The sequence below is a fragment of the Paludisphaera rhizosphaerae genome, from assembly GCF_011065895.1.
Lineage (GTDB): Bacteria > Planctomycetota > Planctomycetia > Isosphaerales > Isosphaeraceae > Paludisphaera > Paludisphaera rhizosphaerae.
Window position 1 is genome coordinate 146,941 of sequence record NZ_JAALCR010000007.1, and the last position, 17,257, is coordinate 164,197.

The window sequence follows — 17,257 nt, forward strand, 5'->3', positions numbered from 1 at the left end:
CCCTCCGCAATCGATACGCCGGCTCAGACTTCGCTTCGCTTCCAAAGCCGTCCCAACACCGTCAAACCCGCGGCCAGCACCAGGACGAGGCCGACGGCTTCCGAAACGCTCGACTTCTCGCGGGCCGTCTGGACGTCCACGGGGCGGGAATAGTCCTTCACCGCCTCGACCGTCGCCGGTTCGGCCCTGTTCGCCGCCTTCGTCGGATCGACCTTCTCAAGGGCCAACCCCTCGACCTTGTGAGAGCCGCTTCGAGCCGCCACGTCCTCGCGGACCTCGTCGATGGCCGCGAGGTAGGCGTCGGCCGCGGGGCCGGCGGCGTTCTTGCGAATGGTCTCTCGGAGCTTGGCGTTGTCGCAGACGAAGCCGGAGCAGCCGGGCTTGTGCCGATTGACGAGGTCGACGTGCAGCGCCGAGATCGCCCGCAACTGCTCGGGCGTCGCTTCCCACAGCCCCTTGCGAGCGGTCTCGGCCATCACGGCCGTCATCTCCTGGAGGGCGTACGGGTTCTTGGCGGCGAAGGCCTCGCGGATCCCGAGGCCCTCGCGATCCTCGACGTACACGGCGTAGAGTTCGTCCCAGAGGGCGTCGTCGATCAGCTCGGGCTTGAGCGCGTTCCAGGCGTACGTGTTGCGGAAGGTCTCGGCGAAGACGGCCGCCGAGGAGGCACCGCCAGCCTGGAGGTCGCGGATGTACTTGGGGTTCAGCAGCGTGCTGCGGGCCTCGACCCAGACGGCCTCGTGCGCGGCCTGCATCTTCGGGTTGTGCTTGTTGCGGACGTCCGCGAAATACGCGGCCGGCTCCGCGCCGGTGACCTTGCGGATCGCGTTGTTCAGCCCGCCCATGAACTCGTAGACGTGATCGAGCGACAGCGCCCCATTCACGTTCGACGATCGGCTGTGGACGATGGTGTCGGTGTTCTGGAGAGCCCCCTCGAACACGCCCGGATTGTAGGCCGCCCAGTGCTCGCCGATGTAGACCGCGCCCATGTTCTTGAGGTACTGGTCGGCCACCTCGTCGGCGTTCTCCCAGCGGTCGCCGGCCTCCACCATCCCCATGATCCCCGTGCCGTAGTTGCCGTTCACGCCGCCGAAGACGCGGGCCGTGGCGAACATCTTGGCCTCGACGGGCGACAGCCCGCGTTCCTTCATCAGCGACTCGGCGGCGACGGCCCCTTCGCGGACGTGGTTCTCAAAATCGGCCGGGTCGTCGGCCGAGGCGGCGAGCTTCACGGCGCGGTCGATCAGGGCGAGCCGGCTGGCGGCGATATCGCGGAGCTGGCCCGACGTCTGGACGACCACGTCCACGCGCGGCCGCTTCAGCTCGGCGGCCGCGATGAGGCGAACGTCGTGGACCTCGCCCCGAGCGTTGCGGACCGGCTCCACCCCCAGCAGGTGGAAGATGAGGGCGAGGTCGACCCCCTGGGTGTTGATGAACTCCCCGCCCCACATGCTGAGGGCCACCTTCTTGGGGAACTTACCCGTCTCGCTCAGCTTGGCCTGGATCGTCTCTTCGGCCAGCTTCTTGCCGACCTTCCAGGCCTCGGCCGAAGGGGTCTTCTCGGCGTCGATCGAGGTCAGGTTGCGACCGGTCGGGACCGCATCAGGGTTTGTGATCGCGTCTCCTCCCGAGGACGGAGCGATGTACCGCCCGTTCAGGACGGCGACCAGGCCGTCCAGTTCGGCCGACGTCGAGGTCGCCAGAGCGTCGCGGTTTCGGGTCGCCGTCGTCAGGGCTTCGCGCAGCGTCTTCACGGCGGAAATGGATTCACGGTCCGCGTCTGCATTCGGCGGCCGAGGACGTCCGGGAGAGGACGCCGCCGAGTCGTCAGCCTTCACACGCTCCAGATCGGCCGGGTCGATGAATGAAAGAGGATCGGCCCTATCAGCGAGGAGGGCGTCGAGCGTCTCGAACGCTGGCTTGTGATAACGTTCATCGAAGAACTTCTTGTCGTCGATCTGCTCTCGCGCGGCCTTCCCCCGAGCGACGTCGAGACGAGCGCGGGCCTGGGCCACGCCGTCGACGCCCATCAGCCGTGCCGTCTCAAGCACTCGGTCCTGAGGGTAAGGAACGCCCAGCGTGTACAACCCGCGCGTGATCTTCTCCAGGCCGACGGTCATCAGGTAGTCGTGGACCTGTTCGATCTGGTTCTCGTCGAGGGGCGTCGAGCTTTCGGGGAGCTTGAGGTCCTTGTCGATCTTCTGCTCGCGGACGACCCGCGTGATGGTGGCGACCAGCTCGGCCTTGAGCGTCTCGTCGGACGTCGACTGCCACGAGCCGATGGCCGTTTGCAGCTCCTTGAGCGGCCCGTACAGGTCGGACTCGGCGAACGGCGGCGTGAGATGGGAGACCAGCGTCGCGTAGCTCCGGCGCTTGGCGATCACGGCCTCGCCGATGTTGTTGATGATGTAGAGGTAGGCGTGCGGCAGGTCGCCCACCAGGGCGTCGGGCCAGTCCATGCCGGAGAGGCCGTTCTGCTTCCAGGGGGTGAACTCCAGGCTGCCGTGGGTGCCGAAGTGCATAAGCGCGTCGGCCTTGAAGCCGTAGCGGGCCCAGAGGTAGGTCGCCAGGTAGGGGTGCGGCGGGGCGACCTTCGCGCCGTGGATCAGCTTCGAGGAATCGTCGCCCATCGCCGGCAGCAATTGGGGCAGGAGCACCACGTTGCCGAACCGCACCCGAGGCAGGGCCAGGTTCCGCTTGCCGTCATGCTCGAACGTCAGGAACTTCCCCGGCGCAGGGCCGTACTGGTCCTCGACGGATTTGTAGGCCTCGGCGGCGACGCCCTTGCGGGCCCATTCCTGATAGTCGGAAGTCCTGATGATCTCAGGGTCGCCGTCCTTGAGGAACGCCTCGAAGGCGCCCTCGGCGTAGGCGCCCAGAACGGGCCCCTGGCGCTGGACTCTCGCCTGGAACTCCTCAACGGAGTCGGGCAGATTCCCCAGGTCGTAGCCCTCCGCTTTGAGGCGCTTGAGCAGGTTCAGGAGCGAGGGCGCAACCTCCAGCGCCGCGGCGGCCATCGCATTCTGGCCGGGCCCCTTGTAGTAGACGATCGCCAGCTTCTTCTCGGCGTTGGGCTTGGACCGAAGGGTCAGCCACTTCTCGACGCGTGAGGCGAAGGTTTCGACCCGATCGGGGATCGGCCCCGGGACGTTCAGACCGCGTTCGTCGGGAAAGAGGGCGCCGACGGCGAAGGGCTCGGCGCCGCCGTCCAGCTCCGGCATGACGACGTTCTGGCTCAGCATCCCCCCCTCCATCCCCTTCTGCGAGCCGAGCCACGAGGCGTATTCCTCCTGGACGGTCATCGGGCAGAGGAGCGGGACTCCGCGTTCCTTGAGGTAGGCGATCGCCTCGTCGGCCTTCCCCGGCGCGAGCCTGCCGTGAGGGACGTAGACGACGAGGTCGGGCCCAATCTCGCGGACGAAGTCGAGCCGCTTGAGGAAGCCGGCGATCGGGTAGACGTTCAGCCCGCGTTTCTCCAGCGATTCCACGAGCGCCCCCATCGATCCCAGGTTCGGGTTGCGCGGGCCGAAGATGGAGGTGAGGAGCGCCACCTTCGGACGACCCTCGCGGAACCGACCGCTCGACTCGTAGAACGCCTGGTAGTCGCCGACCGCCCCGAAGAAGCGCCCGCCCAGGTGGAAGAGTGCGTCCGACGGGATCACCTCGGGCTCGTCGGGCTCGGGGGCGAAGACGGCCTTGCCGTCGAGCCTTCGACGAGCGTAGCGGAACAGCGAGGCCAGGTTCTTGCGGCCGCCGTTCTCGAAGTAGGCGGAGACTCGCTTGAGATCGTCGCCGGCGAGGTCCGTCAGGTCGCTGGCTGCGTTGGTCGCGCCGTAGACGTAGACGCGGGTCCCTGCCCCGATCGCCCGTCGGATCGTCGCCTGCTGGGGCTCGTCGAGGTTCAGGCCGCGGCCGAAGAAGAACGCGGCGTCGTAGCGCTTCAGGTCCGTCGCCGTGAGGTTCGGCAGGTCGATCCGGTCGAGCTTCACCCAGGCGCGGGGATCTTCCGAATCGAGCATCTCCGCGAACTGGAAATCGCGAAAGTTGACCAGGGCGATCCTCGTCGGGCCGACGTGGCGGTCCCAGACGTACCAAGCCGTCACGCCAACGGCGATCGCCGCCAGGATGCACGCGGCGATCCTGGGCCGGAAGATTCCTCGAATGAGCGACTTCAACCTCGACATCGAACGGAGCCTCAGAAGGTGAGCGATCGACTGGGATCACGGCGTCTTCGCCGCGTCTTCCGGGACGTAGATGATGCGGCCGTCTTCAAGCTGATAGGCGGCGCCGACGCGCTTGCCCCGGCCCTCCCCCTTGCCCTGCGCGCCCTTGTAGCGGGTGACCTCGCCCCCCTTCTTGACGATGATCTCCATGTCGGCCGTCCCCGGATTCTTGACCAGCGTCATGTCCTTGTCGGACATCAGGTCGGCGACCTGCGGGCGGACGATCAGGGCGATCATGAGGGCGGATCCGACGACCATCGCCAGGTCGAAGAGGTTGGCCACGCCGGCCAGCGGATCGTCGTTCTCGTCGTCCTCAAAGAGCGAGCGGCGCGAACGTTTCGTGCGTCGGATCATCGTCGTCCATCCTCGGGTTGTGGTCGCGCCCTTCCGCCTGGTCCTGGGCGAGTTCGTAGGCGTAGCGGAGCAGTTCGGCGTCAGCCATCGCCCAGCGCTGCTTCACGATGCGGACCCAGAATCCCAGGCCGCCGACGAACAGGCCGACGACCGTGGCGGTGAGCCCCTCCTCCACGTTGGCGGCCATCGCCGAGATGTCGCCCGCCGCGAGACCGGCGAGCGCCGGGCCGATGGGGATCAGCGCGCCCATCAGACCGAGCATCGGCCCGAGTCGGATGAGGGCCTGGGGGCCGTCGAGACCGCGACGGGCGGCCAGCTCGAAGTCGGAGATCGCCTTGTCCGCGTGGATCGGATGCCAGCCGACCTCGGCGCAGCGACGAAGGGCGCGGGCGACCTCCGTGTCGCCCGGCAAGTCCGCCGTCGCGTCGCGGACCGGCTCGCGGAGAAGACGGCCGGAAAGCTCGCGCAGTCCACTCGCCGCGCGGCGTCGCTGGACGACCGCGGCGAGGAAATCGCCCGTCATGAGAAGCGACCACCCCAGCAGGCCCGTCATCGTCACGAGCACAGGAACCAGGAGCCCCGCCGAGACCCAGGAGATCAAATTCGTCAATACGCTCACGAGGCCGCCGCTCCTTTCCGAATCCGCCAAACCCGAATCAGCCGAAGCCCAATCCCCAGCGCGAGCCCCGTCGTCGCGACGATTAGCAAGAACGCCGTCGCGCGAAGGTCGATCTCAGCCGCCCTCACGCCTTTGGGGCGAGAGTCGAGCACCGGCGACAACGTCGCACCCAGGGCGAACAGGATCGCGAAGAACGGCAGCGATCCCGCCGCCCGTCGCTCGGGCTCATGGCGGGCGAACCGCCATGCCGAAGCGCCTCCCACGATCGCGAAGAAGACGGCCGCCGACAGCCCGGTATTCAACGCGGTGAAGCTCCACCCCGAAGCTGCGTGGAAGAGCGACGCCTGGACGCCGACGAGTCCCGCCGCCAGACTCGGCGACGGCGCCCACGCCGCTGCGCGGGCGACCGATCGCACCAGGCGATCGCGAAATCCCCGGCCCCCGTCCGCCGCCGAACCGGAACGCCGAACCGCTTCCCAGCCGCCGACGAGGGCTTCCATCACCACCAGCGCCGACAGTCCGCCGACGCGATCCGGTGACGAGGCCCAGGCGAACAACCTGGCGGCGCTGACGTTCGAGACGAGGTCGCTCGACAGCCAGGGGACCGCCGCCCAGGCCGCGGCGGCGAGGAGGGCCGGGCGAGGACTCCTCCAGGAGAGGTAGAGAGCCGTCGCCGCGAGTCCGACCGCCAGCAAGATCCAGGTGCAGGCTTCCATCGTTCCGCTCGATCTCCTCGCGACCGGGTCAGATCAGAGGGAATCCGCCGAGACGACCTCGCCGCCGGCGCGGGTCGCGAGCGACTGCCAGGTCGCCATGCTCACCGAGTCCTTCACGAACCGGACGGAGCCGTCGCCCATCAAGGTCAACACGCCTCCCGGGTGAGGGCCTCTGGCGGCCAGCCAGCCGAAGCCGTGGCCGTAGACGTCCGGGGTCTTGCTGTTGGGCGTCAGGTAGGCGCTGAAGCCGCTCATCACCTGCGTACCGACGATCCAGGCGACGCCCCGCGTGCCGGACCATGAAACGGGCGTTGCACTCACCGAAGCGAGGTCCGGGTTGTTCATCGCCGGCGTGTAGCCGCCGGGGGCCGCCGTCGTCGGCTTGACCGTCGTGGAGATGTTGACGATCTGCCGAACGCGGTCGAGAGGGATCGGCCCCGTCGTGTCGAAGCCGGCGCCGAGGTAGCACTGCGACATGAACATCGTGTTCGACGTCCCGTCGACGATCCCCGCGAACTTCACCGCCGAGTTGTCCCAGAAGACGCCGTCAGTCGGATAGCGGGAGTCGTAGAACGTCCCCGTCCCGGTGCCGATGTTGACCACGTAATTCGTCCCAGCGGTGGGGACGCTTTGGTAGTACGACGGGTAGAGCGGATCATGGCCGTCGCTCGGGCAGAGGAGCGCGGCGATCACCGTCCGAGACCCCGTCGTCTGCGCCGGGTGGAACGAAAAGGTCGGAGGCCCCGAGCCGAGCGGGAGGGAGAAGTTCACGGCGTTGAAAGCGGCCGATCCCTCCAAGAACGGCAGGAGCCGCGCCGTCGCCGAGAAGCCCGACGACGACTGACCTCCGGAGCCTGGGAAACAGCCGTTGGAGCTCTCGTAGTTGTGGAGCGCCAGGCCCATCTGTTTCAGGTTGTTTGTGCTCTGGATGCGTCTGGCCGCCTCGCGGGCGGCCTGGACGGCCGGCAACAGCAGGGCGATCAGCACGGCGATGATCGCGATCACCACCAGCAACTCGATCAGGGTGAACCCGCGTCTCGGGCTTCGTCGAATCATCTCGATTCCATCCTGTGAATGAGGTGGACGGTTCGTCATCGAACATCGTCGGGTCCGAAACAGAGCCGCGCCCGCAGAGCCTCGCGGGCCCTCGACAGCCGCGACCGGACGGTCCCGGTCGGCACGCCGAGGCGGAGGGCGATCGATCGGTAATCCAGGCCCTCGATCAGGTGGAGGATCAGGACGGCTCGATGGTCGTCGGCCAGCCCTTCGAGGGCGGATCGCACCTCATCCCACAACTCCGCGACGGCCGCGCGACGGGCCGGGTCGTCGCGGTCGTCGGCCGAATCCAGGGCCGTTCCCGCCGCCGATTCATGGCGGCGTCGACGCCGAACCGTCCGCTCGATGTGCAGACATCGGAGAAGAACGGCGCGGATGAGCCAGGCCCGTGGATTCGGCGGAGGGACGGGCTGGGACCACAGATTGAAAAGCGCGTCCTGGACGGCCTCCCAGGCCATGTCCTCGCTCCCCAGTCGTCGCCGGGCGAGCCGAACCAGATCGCCGACGAGCGGCCGGACCGCCAGGGCGAAATCGTCGCCGTCGCAGGACGCTTCGCGACGTGGAGTCGTCGCAGCCTGGGCGCGGACGCCGCGCAGGCGTGAGGAAACACCTAACATGAATTCACCCGCTCTTCCCGGAGAACGCTCGTGATCTCGACGGACGTACGTCTCTCCTCGGCGCACGGTCGGCTCTGAGAGGGCGCGAACCCCGGCCGGCGACGAGTCAGAAGATCAACGACGACAGTCCCGCGCGTGGAGGCGCAAGAACGGCGTCAGGCCGAGCGGCGAGGTGGAGCGCGAGGAGGGGTGGCCGGGCGTTCAGGCGAAGGGTGCAGGATTGCTTCAACGAGCCCGGAGGAGGCCGCGACGGCGTGGTCGCATTCCACGAGACCGCCGAACTCGGCGGGCAGGACCGGAAGAGAAAGGAGATCGCAGACGGCGCAGCCGCCGGCCGGCTGATCGAAGACGGCCCTGGCCTCTTCGGCTCCGTGAACCTCGCCCGGGGCGAAGACCGCGTCGAACGCGTGATGACCGCCCCCGCACAGTGACAACGTCACGTGCAAGGCCAGCATGCACAGCAGAGTGTGGCGTCGACTGGTCGTGGGCATCATCCAGGGCGGAAAAGGGAAAGAGTGGCGAAACCGAGAGACCCGTTGTCACGAGAAGAATGCCGCCCGTCTCGGATCGGTTCCGATTTTAGCGTTTTTTTCGAGACTCCTCTCCAGTCTCGACGGGCACGCGCCATCCGCCCGACCAAGACGGACCGGTTGAACGAGGGTTCTTCGCCCCGGCCTTCCTCAGCCGATGCGGACTCCAGAAGAGCCAGACAGTCCAGGCCGGGGTGGGACCGGCGCTCGCGAGGGCCTCGCGTTCGGCGGAGTCGCTCGGACGCCTCCCCGCCCTCCATACGGACGGCGTCAGGGCGAACAATTGGCTTCTCCGAAACCTACGACGTCGCCACGCGTCATCCGAGGCCGTAATCGTAGCCGCTTGAACGCAATGGTCCCGACTCGCGGTCAGGCATGCGGCACCGTCGACGGGGGAGGGTGGGAAGTTTAGCGGGGATCGCTCTTCCGCGACCGGAGGCGGGGGCGGATTTCCGTAAGTCTAGAGTACCGAAGGTGGGACTTGAACCCACACGGGTGTTACCCCAACGGATTTTGAGTCCGTCGCGTCTGCCATTCCGCCACTTCGGCTTTCCTACGACACAAGCATGCTGCCGAGGGGGGCCGATGTCAAGACCCCCTGCGCGGGCTTGAGGTTCACTGGGCCAGGTGGAATGCCGCCGTGGTGGACCCCGTCGACACTGGGACGTTGACCACGGCGTTGTTGGAGACGTTGAGCTTGTTGACGATCAACTGCGTTCCGTAGGTGTTGTTCGAACCGCCGGCGATGCTCATCGACGCCCCCGGGGCGTAGATCTTGCCGGTAATCGTGTTATTCGTCCCATTGGCCATCGCGATTGAGTGAGTCGGCGAGTAGTCGTTCGTACTCGAGTTGTAGACGGAACGCTGCCATATGGCCACATCTTGATACGTACCGCTGGTGGGAGCCGTCAGCGACGTGCCGTTTCCGCCCTGGATGTTGACGTCGCCGTTATAGAGGTAGATCGTCACGCCCGTGCCAGTGGCTCGGACGCCGTTGCTGACCTCGAAGTTGCCGCTCTTGATGTAGTACACCCCCGGACTCATCGTGTAGTTCATGCCGCCCGAGTTGAGGATCAGACCGCTGTTGTAGACGCCCGGGTAAACGGGGTAAGGGTTGGTGGCGTTCCAGCCGGAAGGGCTGGTGCGGGTGGTCATCCCCGAAGGGTCGGGCGCGGTCAGGGTGGAGAGCGGGTCGACCATCGCGCTGGGGTCGCTGCCGGTCTTGACCGCCGTGCCGGAGTCGATGTAGCCGCTGCTGGAGAGTTGGTAATTGCCGGCGATCTTGAACGTCGACGCCTTGATGTGGCCCATGTTGTTGAGGTCGACGGCCTTGGTGGCGTTCGACTTCACCTGGACCTCGCCCGCGGCGGTCACGTAGGCGCCGCCGGCAACTGTGAGGCTGGGCGAGGCCGAGGGGCTCAGGACGATGATCGACGGAGGCGAGTTGCTCACCCGAACGGAAGTCGAGCGGGCGGCGACGTTGACGGTCCCCGAACCAAGGATCGAGCTGAACAGCCGCGATTGATGCGAGAAGACGGAAACCTGGAGCGTCAGGTCGGCCGTTCCGTACCGCGTGGGGGGAACGGTGAGTTGCGCCATGGTCACCGTGGAGTGGGCGCCGTCGTTGGAATAGCCGTTGGCCGAGGCGTATGAGACCGCCGCGTTCGAAGCGGCCGTCCAGGGGTCGCGGCCGCTCCCCCCTTTGGCGACCTTGTCGTAGGTGCAGACGGCGGCGAACGACGCGGCGTCCGCCGCGGCCTGAGTGCGCCGTCGTTCGACCATCAGGAGGCCGCCGTCGATGATCATGGCCGTCACGCCGATGATCGGGATCAGCGAGACGGCCGCGACCACTGCGGTCGCACCGCGTCTTCGGGCGTACGTCGTTCGCAGCATGTCTCGACTCTCCGATCAATAGGCGATTCGCGCCCGCGCCGTGCTGTGGAGCGTGATCGTGCCGAAGTAGATTTCCGGGGTCCATGCATAGCTGATGGTTACGGTGGCCATGTCGGTCTGCGAGGGAGTGGTGGTGATCGTGACCGCACTCGGGTTGACGCAGACGGCCTTGGGCCGGACGACGTTGGAGAGGATCTGAGCCGGGGTCCGCATCGTGGCGTCCTGGAGCGAAGCCCATCGCGCCGATTCGCGCGCCAGATGGGCCACTTCCTGGTAGCGGTACAGGCCCATGCCGAGGCTCAGACCGGCGAGGACCGTCATCAGGAAGGCGGGGTAGACCACGGCGGTTTCGGCGAGGACGGCGCCTCGTCGCCGTCGCGCCAGGGCACGGGCACGGATCATCATCGTTTAACTCCCCGAGTTGGGGTTGCGCACCATTCGGACCTTGCGAACGATCGTGACTGAGGAGATGCCCGTGGGACCGCCGACCACGCCGTGGAAAGTATAAGTCGCCGTGACCTCCACATAGTTGAGGCCTTCGGAGTCGGTCCCCGACACGACGGCGACCGTCGGCGCGACGTTGAGGTCGACGGCCGAGGCCTGGGCGGCGGTCTGGGCCGCCGAGTTCAGCGTTGCGATTCCCACGGCCGGGTCGGTCGCCGCGCTCGCGCCGCTGCGGGCGCACTCGGTGACCGCCGCGGCTGCGCGAAGGCAAAGGCCGTAATCGAGAGCCCCCAGAGCTGCGAGCGTCAGGAACGGCGCGATCATGGCCATCTCGATCGCCGCTGCGCCTCGGCGGGGCCGAGCGCGCCGAGTCTTGCAGATCATGTCTGCGGCTCCTTTTCTCGTCGGGAGGGAGCGTCGCCGATCCGAGGCGGCTCCCAATAAGAAGCCTAGAGCGCATCCAACAAGAGAGTCGGAATGGCTCCCGCCTCCAGAGGATTTCAACGAACCGGCGATTCCCAAAGGCGACGGAGCCTCGGGAAACCGCGTCTTCTCGCCGCTTTTTTTGACACGCGGTCGAACGTGACCTTGGATTCTCTCGTGAGCCGATGAGAACGGCCCGCCGACAGGTCTCCAGCGACCTGCCTCCCCTTCGCTCCAGAACACTCCAGAACGCCCCGGACGATCGGTTTAAGGATTCCGACGTCTTCCCCCAAGCAACCACTTAAGGAGAGCTCCCGATGCTGCGCAGCTTCCTGAACCGCCTGATGACCGAAGAAGACGGCGCGACGATGGTTGAGTACGCGTTGATGGTCGCCCTCATCGCCGTCGCCGCCATGACCGCCGCCGCCACCCTCGGCACCAACATCACCTCCAAGTTCAACGCCGTCGCCACCCAGATCGGCGGCTGAACCCCCGTCCGTCGCCGACGCTCGCCCTATCCCGACCCACACGATTCTGAAGGAGCATCCCCATGCTGCGCAGCTTCCTGAACCGCCTGATGACCGAAGAAGACGGCGCGACGATGGTTGAGTACGCGTTGATGGTCGCCCTCATCGCCGTCGCCGCCATGACCGCCGCCGCCACCCTCGGCACCAACATCACCTCCAAGTTCACCGCCGTCGCCACCCAGATCGGCGGCTGATCGCGACGAGGCCGTCCGCCGAGCTAACAGCCAGTCGGACGGTCGCGATCATGAGCGGGAGACGGGAGGCGCCTCGATGACCCGGCTCGAACGTCCGCCCCCCCGGGCGCGGGGCGCGATCTTGGCGGAATACGTCCTGGTGGCCGGCTTGATCGCCGTCGCCGCAATTACGGCGGCGAGAGAGCTGGGGCCGATCGTCAAAACGAGACTTCAGGGAGCGTCGTCGGCACTGGCCGGCGGCGGGCCTGCTCCGGGGGGTGGAGGCACGTCCTCCACGCAGTGAACCGAGGCCGTCGGACCGAGCGGATCTCATTCGGACGAAAGAGGAGGCGCGATCCCGTGCCAGGCCATGAAGCGCTCGTCCTGACCGCGACGACGGTCGCCCTGATCGCCGCTGGGACGGACCTCTGGAAATTCAAGGTGTACAACGCTCTGACCCTCCCCGCGCTGGCCGCTGGTCTGGCTGCATCGGCCTGGGCGGGGGGATGGGAGGGGCTGGCGGCGAGCGGGCTCGGGGCCCTAACCGGCTTCGGCCTGCTCGCCGCCTTTTTCATCCTGGGGGGCGTGGGGGCGGGGGACGTCAAGCTGCTGACGGCCCTGGGGGCCTGGCTCGGGCCGGCCCTGACGCTCCGCGTCTTCTTCGCCTCGGCGATCGCCGCCGGGCTCTACGCTCTCGCTCTCTCGGTCCTCTACGGCGGCCTGGCCGCGACGACCGTCGACATGCTCCGGTTGGCCGACCGGATGCGGCGAGGAGACGTCCGGCCGTCGATCGCGCCGGAGATCGCCGCCGAGACTGCGCGGGCCGACCGCCGCCGCCGACTGGTGCCGTTCGCCGCCATGACCTTCCTCGGACTTGTCGCCGCGGTCTTCATCTGGAGACCGGACGGCGTCGGACCGGAACCGACCTCGCCCCACCCCGCGAACCCAACGGCCCCCGCCGCGGCGTTCGCGACGACTTCTGAAGGAGCCGCGTCGTGAGACCCCAGACGATGCTGGTCGCGATCCTCGCCCTGGCGAGCGGCCTGGCCGCCGTGCTCGGCGTCAAGGGGATGATGAAGAAGCCCGCGGTCGTCGTCGAGGAGAAGGCGAAGGTCGTCACGGCCAAGGCCGAACTCGCCCGCGCCCAGTCGATCGAGGCCGCCGCGATCGAGGTCAAGGAAATCCCCAAGTCCCAGGTCCCCGAGGGGGCTCTGGCCTCCATCGAGGAAACGGCCGGGCGGATTCCGTCGATCCCATTGCTCAAGGGTGAGATCGTCGTCGAGCCCAAGCTTCTACCGAAGGGGAGCCGCGCCGGGATGGCCTCGATGATCCCGCCGGGGATGCGGGCCTTCACCATCCTGACCCCCACGTTTTCGTCGAGCCTGGCGGGGTTTCTCCAACCCGGCAACCGCGTGGACGTTCTCCTGACGATCCAGCCTCCTGGCTCGCAAGGAGACGACGGCTCGGCCACGACCACGATCCTCCAGAACATCGAGTTGCTCGCCGTGCACACCCTGGTCGATGCACCCGTCGAGGCCAAGGCCAACCTCAGCGAGACTCGCTCCGTGACCCTGCTGGTGACGCCGAGACAGGCTTCGATCCTCGATCTGGCTCAGGACAAGGGGAAGCTCCACCTGTCGTTGCGGAACTCGCTCGACGAGACGCCGGTCGACGAGACGCGGGCGACGCTCGCCGACCTCGGACTCCCTGAGACGCCTTCCAAGCCCGAGCCCGCCGCGCCTCCTCCCGCGATCGCCGCGCCGACTCCCCCGCCCCCCCCCGAGCCCGAAGAACCCGAGCTTGTGGTTTTGACGGTCCGGACTCTCCGTGGGACGGTCGCCGGCCGCGACGAGATCACGGTCCTTCCCTCCGGGTCGAACCGACTTTCGCCGGGCCGGCTGCGGCCTCAACCCAACGCTTCGGCCGTCGCCTCGCAGGGACTCCGCCGCCCTCCCCGCTGACTCGCTGCTCACTCAGGGAATGTCGACCCCCGCCGTAAAGGAATCGCCCATGCCCTCCTTCATCGTGGCCGACGATGAGTCGCTCGCCTCCCGCGTCCGTTCCGTGCTGGCCTTCCACCAAAAGGACGGGCCTCGGCCCGAGGTCGTGTCCATCGCCCAGGCCCCCACCCGACTGGCCCGCGAAAAGGGGGTGGAAACCGTGATCGCAGTGCTGCCGCTCGACCCGGCGGCGGCCCTGGAACTGCTGACCCGGCTGGCCCCTTCGGCAGGCGGCGGCCTGCTGGCCGTGGGGCCGGCCGCCGACGCTCGGTTCGTCCTTCAGGCCTTGCGGGCCGGCGTTCGCGACTATCTGGATCGGGCCGACCTGGAAGCCGAACTGGCCGCGGCGCTCGGCCGACTGGCTGCCGGGCCTGCCACCAAGGCATCCCTGGGGAAGGTGGTCGCCATCCTCGGACCGAGTGGAGGCGCCGGGGCAAGCACCGTCGCCGCCAACCTCGGCGTCGCCCTGGCCGCCGAACACGGCTCGACCGGTCTGGTCGACCTGAAGCTGGAATCCGGCGACCTGGCGGCGCTCCTGGATCTGAAACCCAACTTCAGCCTGGCCGACCTCTGCAAGAACCCCACCTCGTTCGACCGGGTGATGCTCGAACGAACCTTCGTCAAGCACGCCTCGGGCGTCAGCCTGCTGGCCCCGCCGACTCATCTGGTCGACTCCCGCCTGGTCCGTCCCGAGGGAGTGGCGCGGGCGATCGACCTGGCCCGCTCGCTCTTCCCCTTCGTCGTGGTGGACGTCGATCATTCGTACCGTGACGAGCAGATCGCCGCGCTGCGGCAGGCCGACGTCCTGCTGGTGGTCCTTCGCCTGGACTTCAACTCCCTGCGCAACGCCCACCGGGCGCTGGAGCACCTCAACAGGCTGGGCCTGGCCGGCGATCGTATCCGCGTGGTCGTGAATCGAGCGGGTCTACCGCTGGAGGTCCCGAAGGCCAAGGCGGAAGAGGCCCTGGGAGGCCCGATCGCCCATATGATCCCGGAGGACGCCAAGGCCGTGACGCGAGCCAACAACAACGGCGTCCCCGTCGTGGTCGAAGCGCCGTCCTCAAGGGCGGCGAAGAGCCTGGTGAAGCTCGCTGACTTGTTGCGCGAGACAGAACCGGCGCAGGCCGCTGCGACGCCCGGAGTCGCCGGTCCGGCCTTCTTGCGGCTTCTGCGACGAAAACCGGCCGTTGCGACGCGCTGATCGCGCCGTGGGCCCAGACGCGCACTAGGCTTGTCCGGGGACGCTGGCGTGCGGCATCCCCTGCGCGGAGGAGATGGGAGGAAGGGCGATGAGCCTGCCGAACGAGGTCATGACGGATCGACGCAGCGGAGGTCCGTCTTCAGCCGAGGAAAGACGGCTGCGGATCAAGAAGGAGCTGCACGAGAAGCTAATCTCCGAGATGGACGTCTCGTCGTTGGGGTCGATGAGCGAGGAGGAGATCCGCCAGGAGATTCGTCGCGGAGCCGAGCAACTCTGCCTCCGCCACGACGACCTGCTGAGCCTCTCGGAACGCGAGCGACTCGTCGAGGACGTGCTTGACGAGGTCTTCGGCATCGGCCCGCTTGAGGGCCTGATGCGCGACCAGACCGTCTCCGACATCCTCGTCAACGGCCCCAAGGTGGTCTACGTCGAGCAAGGGGGCCGGCTCAACCGGACGGACGTCGTCTTCAACGACGAGAAGCACCTCCAGGAAATCGTCCGTCGGATCGTCGGTCGGGTCGGCCGGCGCATCGACGAAACGTCCCCTCTGTGCGACGCCCGACTTCCCGACGGCTCCCGCGTCAACGCCGTGATCCCCCCTCTGGCCCTCGACGGCACCTCGCTCTCGATCCGCCGCGCGGGGAAGTCGCCGCTCCTGACCGCCGACCTGGTGGCCAAGCGAGCGATGACGCAGGAGATGGTCGACTTTCTCTCGGCCTGCATCCGAGGCCGATCCAACACCGTCATCTCCGGCGGCACCGGTTCAGGTAAGACGACGCTCCTCAACGCACTCTCGTCCTTCATCCCGGAAGACGAGCGGGTCATCACGATCGAGGACGCGGCCGAACTGCGACTCCAGCAGCCGCACGTCGTCCGGTTGGAGACCCGACCGCCGAACATCGAGGGCGAGGGGGCCATCCTCACCCGCGACCTGGTCAAGAACGCCCTTCGAATGCGGCCCGAGCGGATCGTCGTCGGCGAGTGCCGCGGCGGCGAGACGCTCGACATGCTCCAGGCCATGAACACTGGCCACGACGGCTCCATGACCACGATCCACGCCAACGACACCCGCGACGCCATCGGCCGTATGGAGATGATGGTCGGCATGTCGGGGTTCGATCTGCCGATCTGGATCATCCGCCGCCAGATCGCCTCGGCCGTGCACCTCATCGTCCAGGCGGCCCGACTCTCGGGAGGCGTGCGCCGGATCATCAAGATCTCGGAGATCGTCGGCATGGAAGGAGACGTGGTGAGTATGCAGGACATCTTCGTCTTCAAGCAGACCGGCGTGGACGAGCAGCGCCGGGCGCAGGGCTACCACTTCTGCACGGGCGTCCGGCCCAAGTGCCTGGCCAGGCTGGAAGAGGCTGGCCTGGCCTTGCCGCCGGAGATGTTCGAGAGCCGGATCCTCACGCCCAAGGTCGACGCCCCGCCGCCTCCGCCGGTCGAGACGTCCAAGCCGTGGGGCCTGTTCGGAAGCAAGGCCCGGGAGACGGCGTCGTGAACGAGCCCATCATTCTCGTCATGGCCGCGGCGTCGGCCGCGGCGTTCGTCGCCGCCGTCTACCAGATCGTCTCCGACCTGTTTCTTCGCGACCGCGCCCGCGTGAACGAGCGCGTCGACGTCGAGATGCTCAAGCGACAGGCGGCCGGCGCGGCGGCGAAGGTCAAGAAGGCCTCGCTGTTCAAGAACCTCGACCAGATGGACGCCGCGGCGCGGGCCGCATCCAGCCAGACGACCTGGTCGCAGGCGTTCGAGTCGATGGTCGAACAGTCGGGCCTGGACGTGACCCCCGGCCGGCTGCTGACGATCGCCGGCGGAGCCTCGGCCGCGCTCGGCGCGCTGGCGTTCTTCATTCAGGGGAGCCCGTTGCACGGGGTGATGGGGGCGGTCATCGCCGGTGTGCTGCCGATCTGGTACGTCAAACGCTGCCGAGACGCCCGGATGGAGAAGCTCCGATCCCAGCTTCCAGACGCCTTCGACCTGATGGCCCGCGTCGTCCGCGCCGGTCAGAGCCTGGGCCAGGCCGTGCTGGGCGTCGCCGAGGAATTCCCTCAGCCCATCTCCACCGAGTTCGCGTATTGCTACGAACAACAGAACCTCGGCCTCTCCCCCGAAGTCGCCTTCCGCGAGCTGACCCGTCGCACCGGCGTCATCGAATTGAAGATCTTCGTCCTGGCGGTTCTCGTCCAGCAGCAGACGGGCGGCAACCTGGCCGAGATGCTCGCCAAGCTGGCCAACGTGGTCCGCGAGCGCTACCGGATCCGAGGCGCGATCTCCGCCCTGACGGCCGAGGGCCGGATGCAGGGCTGGGTCCTGGCGGGCATGCCGCCGGTGATGATCCTGATCCTCCTCGTCATGAATTACAACTACGCGATCGCCCTGTTCGAGCACCCGGACGTCCTGGCCGCCACTTTCGGCGCGGAGCTGGTCGGGATCCTCTGGATCCGCAAGATCGTTAACTTCGAGTTTTGACGCGAG

18 protein-coding genes and 1 tRNA gene are annotated in these 17,257 nt (G+C 67.5%); 9 read left to right on the top strand and 10 right to left on the bottom strand.

From position 1 onward, the window contains the following. Positions 1-23: 23 nt before the first annotated feature. From G5C50_RS11030 to G5C50_RS11055, 6 genes are read right to left on the bottom strand one after another with little or no spacing between them, the layout of a single operon-like run. Complete coding sequence (locus G5C50_RS11030; protein ID WP_165068972.1) at positions 24-4,184, bottom strand: cobaltochelatase subunit CobN; 4,161 nt, start codon at positions 4,182-4,184, stop codon at positions 24-26. Positions 4,185-4,220: 36 nt separating this feature from the next. Further along, positions 4,221-4,577: a DUF2149 domain-containing protein gene (locus tag G5C50_RS11035; protein ID WP_165068974.1), complete on the bottom strand. Its 357-nt coding sequence runs from the start codon at positions 4,575-4,577 to the stop codon at positions 4,221-4,223. Then, positions 4,537-5,196 carry a MotA/TolQ/ExbB proton channel family protein gene (locus tag G5C50_RS11040; RefSeq protein ID WP_165068976.1) on the bottom strand — a complete coding sequence of 220 codons (660 nt, stop codon included), beginning with the start codon at positions 5,194-5,196 and terminating at the stop codon, positions 4,537-4,539. The genes G5C50_RS11035 and G5C50_RS11040 overlap by 41 nt, the downstream gene beginning before the upstream one ends. Next, positions 5,193-5,912 carry a hypothetical protein gene (locus G5C50_RS11045; protein WP_165068978.1) on the bottom strand — a complete coding sequence of 240 codons (720 nt, stop codon included), beginning with the start codon at positions 5,910-5,912 and terminating at the stop codon, positions 5,193-5,195. The genes G5C50_RS11040 and G5C50_RS11045 overlap by 4 nt, the downstream gene beginning before the upstream one ends. Before the next feature lie 33 nt (positions 5,913-5,945). Then, entirely contained in the window at positions 5,946-6,968 is a 1,023-nt protein-coding gene (locus tag G5C50_RS11050) for a DUF1559 domain-containing protein (protein WP_240907054.1), read from the bottom strand. 35 nt (positions 6,969-7,003) lie between these two features. After that, on the bottom strand, positions 7,004-7,585 hold the full coding sequence (locus G5C50_RS11055; protein ID WP_165068983.1) for an RNA polymerase sigma factor: 582 nt from the start codon (positions 7,583-7,585) through the stop codon (positions 7,004-7,006). A 254-nt stretch (positions 7,586-7,839) separates the two neighbouring features. Between G5C50_RS11055 and G5C50_RS11060 the strand changes: the two genes are divergently transcribed. Continuing rightward, positions 7,840-8,016, top strand: a complete 177-nt coding sequence (locus G5C50_RS11060) for a hypothetical protein (protein WP_165068985.1) — start codon at positions 7,840-7,842, stop codon at positions 8,014-8,016. A 565-nt stretch (positions 8,017-8,581) separates the two neighbouring features. Here G5C50_RS11060 and G5C50_RS11065 read toward each other — a convergent pair. From G5C50_RS11065 to G5C50_RS11080, 4 genes are all read right to left on the bottom strand, one after another. Then, positions 8,582-8,664 (bottom strand) — tRNA-Leu (locus tag G5C50_RS11065). A gap of 66 nt (positions 8,665-8,730) precedes the next feature. Further along, on the bottom strand, positions 8,731-10,008 hold the full coding sequence (locus G5C50_RS11070; protein ID WP_165068987.1) for a pilus assembly protein TadG-related protein: 1,278 nt from the start codon (positions 10,006-10,008) through the stop codon (positions 8,731-8,733). 15 nt (positions 10,009-10,023) lie between these two features. Further along, entirely contained in the window at positions 10,024-10,410 is a 387-nt protein-coding gene (locus G5C50_RS11075; RefSeq protein WP_206107646.1) for a TadE family protein, read from the bottom strand. A gap of 6 nt (positions 10,411-10,416) precedes the next feature. Continuing rightward, positions 10,417-10,836, bottom strand: a complete 420-nt coding sequence (locus G5C50_RS11080; RefSeq protein WP_165068992.1) for a TadE/TadG family type IV pilus assembly protein — start codon at positions 10,834-10,836, stop codon at positions 10,417-10,419. A 356-nt stretch (positions 10,837-11,192) separates the two neighbouring features. On the opposite strand from G5C50_RS11080, the gene G5C50_RS11085 reads away from it, so the two are divergent. The 8 genes from G5C50_RS11085 (at position 11,193) to G5C50_RS11120 (ending at position 17,251) form a co-directional block, all read left to right on the top strand. After that, positions 11,193-11,363, top strand: coding sequence for a Flp family type IVb pilin (locus tag G5C50_RS11085; RefSeq protein WP_165068995.1), 171 nt, complete (start codon positions 11,193-11,195; stop codon positions 11,361-11,363). Between the two features lie 62 nt (positions 11,364-11,425). Then, positions 11,426-11,596 (top strand): Flp family type IVb pilin, encoded by a 171-nt coding sequence (locus tag G5C50_RS11090; protein ID WP_206107647.1) that lies wholly within the window; start codon positions 11,426-11,428, stop codon positions 11,594-11,596. 76 nt (positions 11,597-11,672) lie between these two features. Then, positions 11,673-11,879, top strand: a complete 207-nt coding sequence (locus tag G5C50_RS32255; RefSeq protein ID WP_206107648.1) for a Flp family type IVb pilin — start codon at positions 11,673-11,675, stop codon at positions 11,877-11,879. A gap of 56 nt (positions 11,880-11,935) precedes the next feature. Continuing rightward, positions 11,936-12,574, top strand: a complete 639-nt coding sequence (locus G5C50_RS11100; protein WP_165068997.1) for an A24 family peptidase — start codon at positions 11,936-11,938, stop codon at positions 12,572-12,574. Further along, a complete protein-coding gene (gene cpaB / locus G5C50_RS11105; protein ID WP_165069000.1) occupies positions 12,571-13,536 on the top strand; it encodes a Flp pilus assembly protein CpaB in 966 nt (321 codons plus the stop codon). The genes G5C50_RS11100 and cpaB overlap by 4 nt, the downstream gene beginning before the upstream one ends. A gap of 49 nt (positions 13,537-13,585) precedes the next feature. After that, positions 13,586-14,776 carry an AAA family ATPase gene (locus G5C50_RS11110; RefSeq protein ID WP_165069003.1) on the top strand — a complete coding sequence of 397 codons (1,191 nt, stop codon included), beginning with the start codon at positions 13,586-13,588 and terminating at the stop codon, positions 14,774-14,776. 88 nt (positions 14,777-14,864) lie between these two features. Beyond that, positions 14,865-16,280, top strand: coding sequence for a CpaF family protein (locus G5C50_RS11115; RefSeq protein WP_165069005.1), 1,416 nt, complete (start codon positions 14,865-14,867; stop codon positions 16,278-16,280). Then, positions 16,277-17,251, top strand: coding sequence for a type II secretion system F family protein (locus tag G5C50_RS11120; RefSeq protein ID WP_165069008.1), 975 nt, complete (start codon positions 16,277-16,279; stop codon positions 17,249-17,251). Before G5C50_RS11115 ends, G5C50_RS11120 begins: the two co-directional genes overlap by 4 nt. The last annotated feature ends 6 nt before the right edge of the window (positions 17,252-17,257 follow it).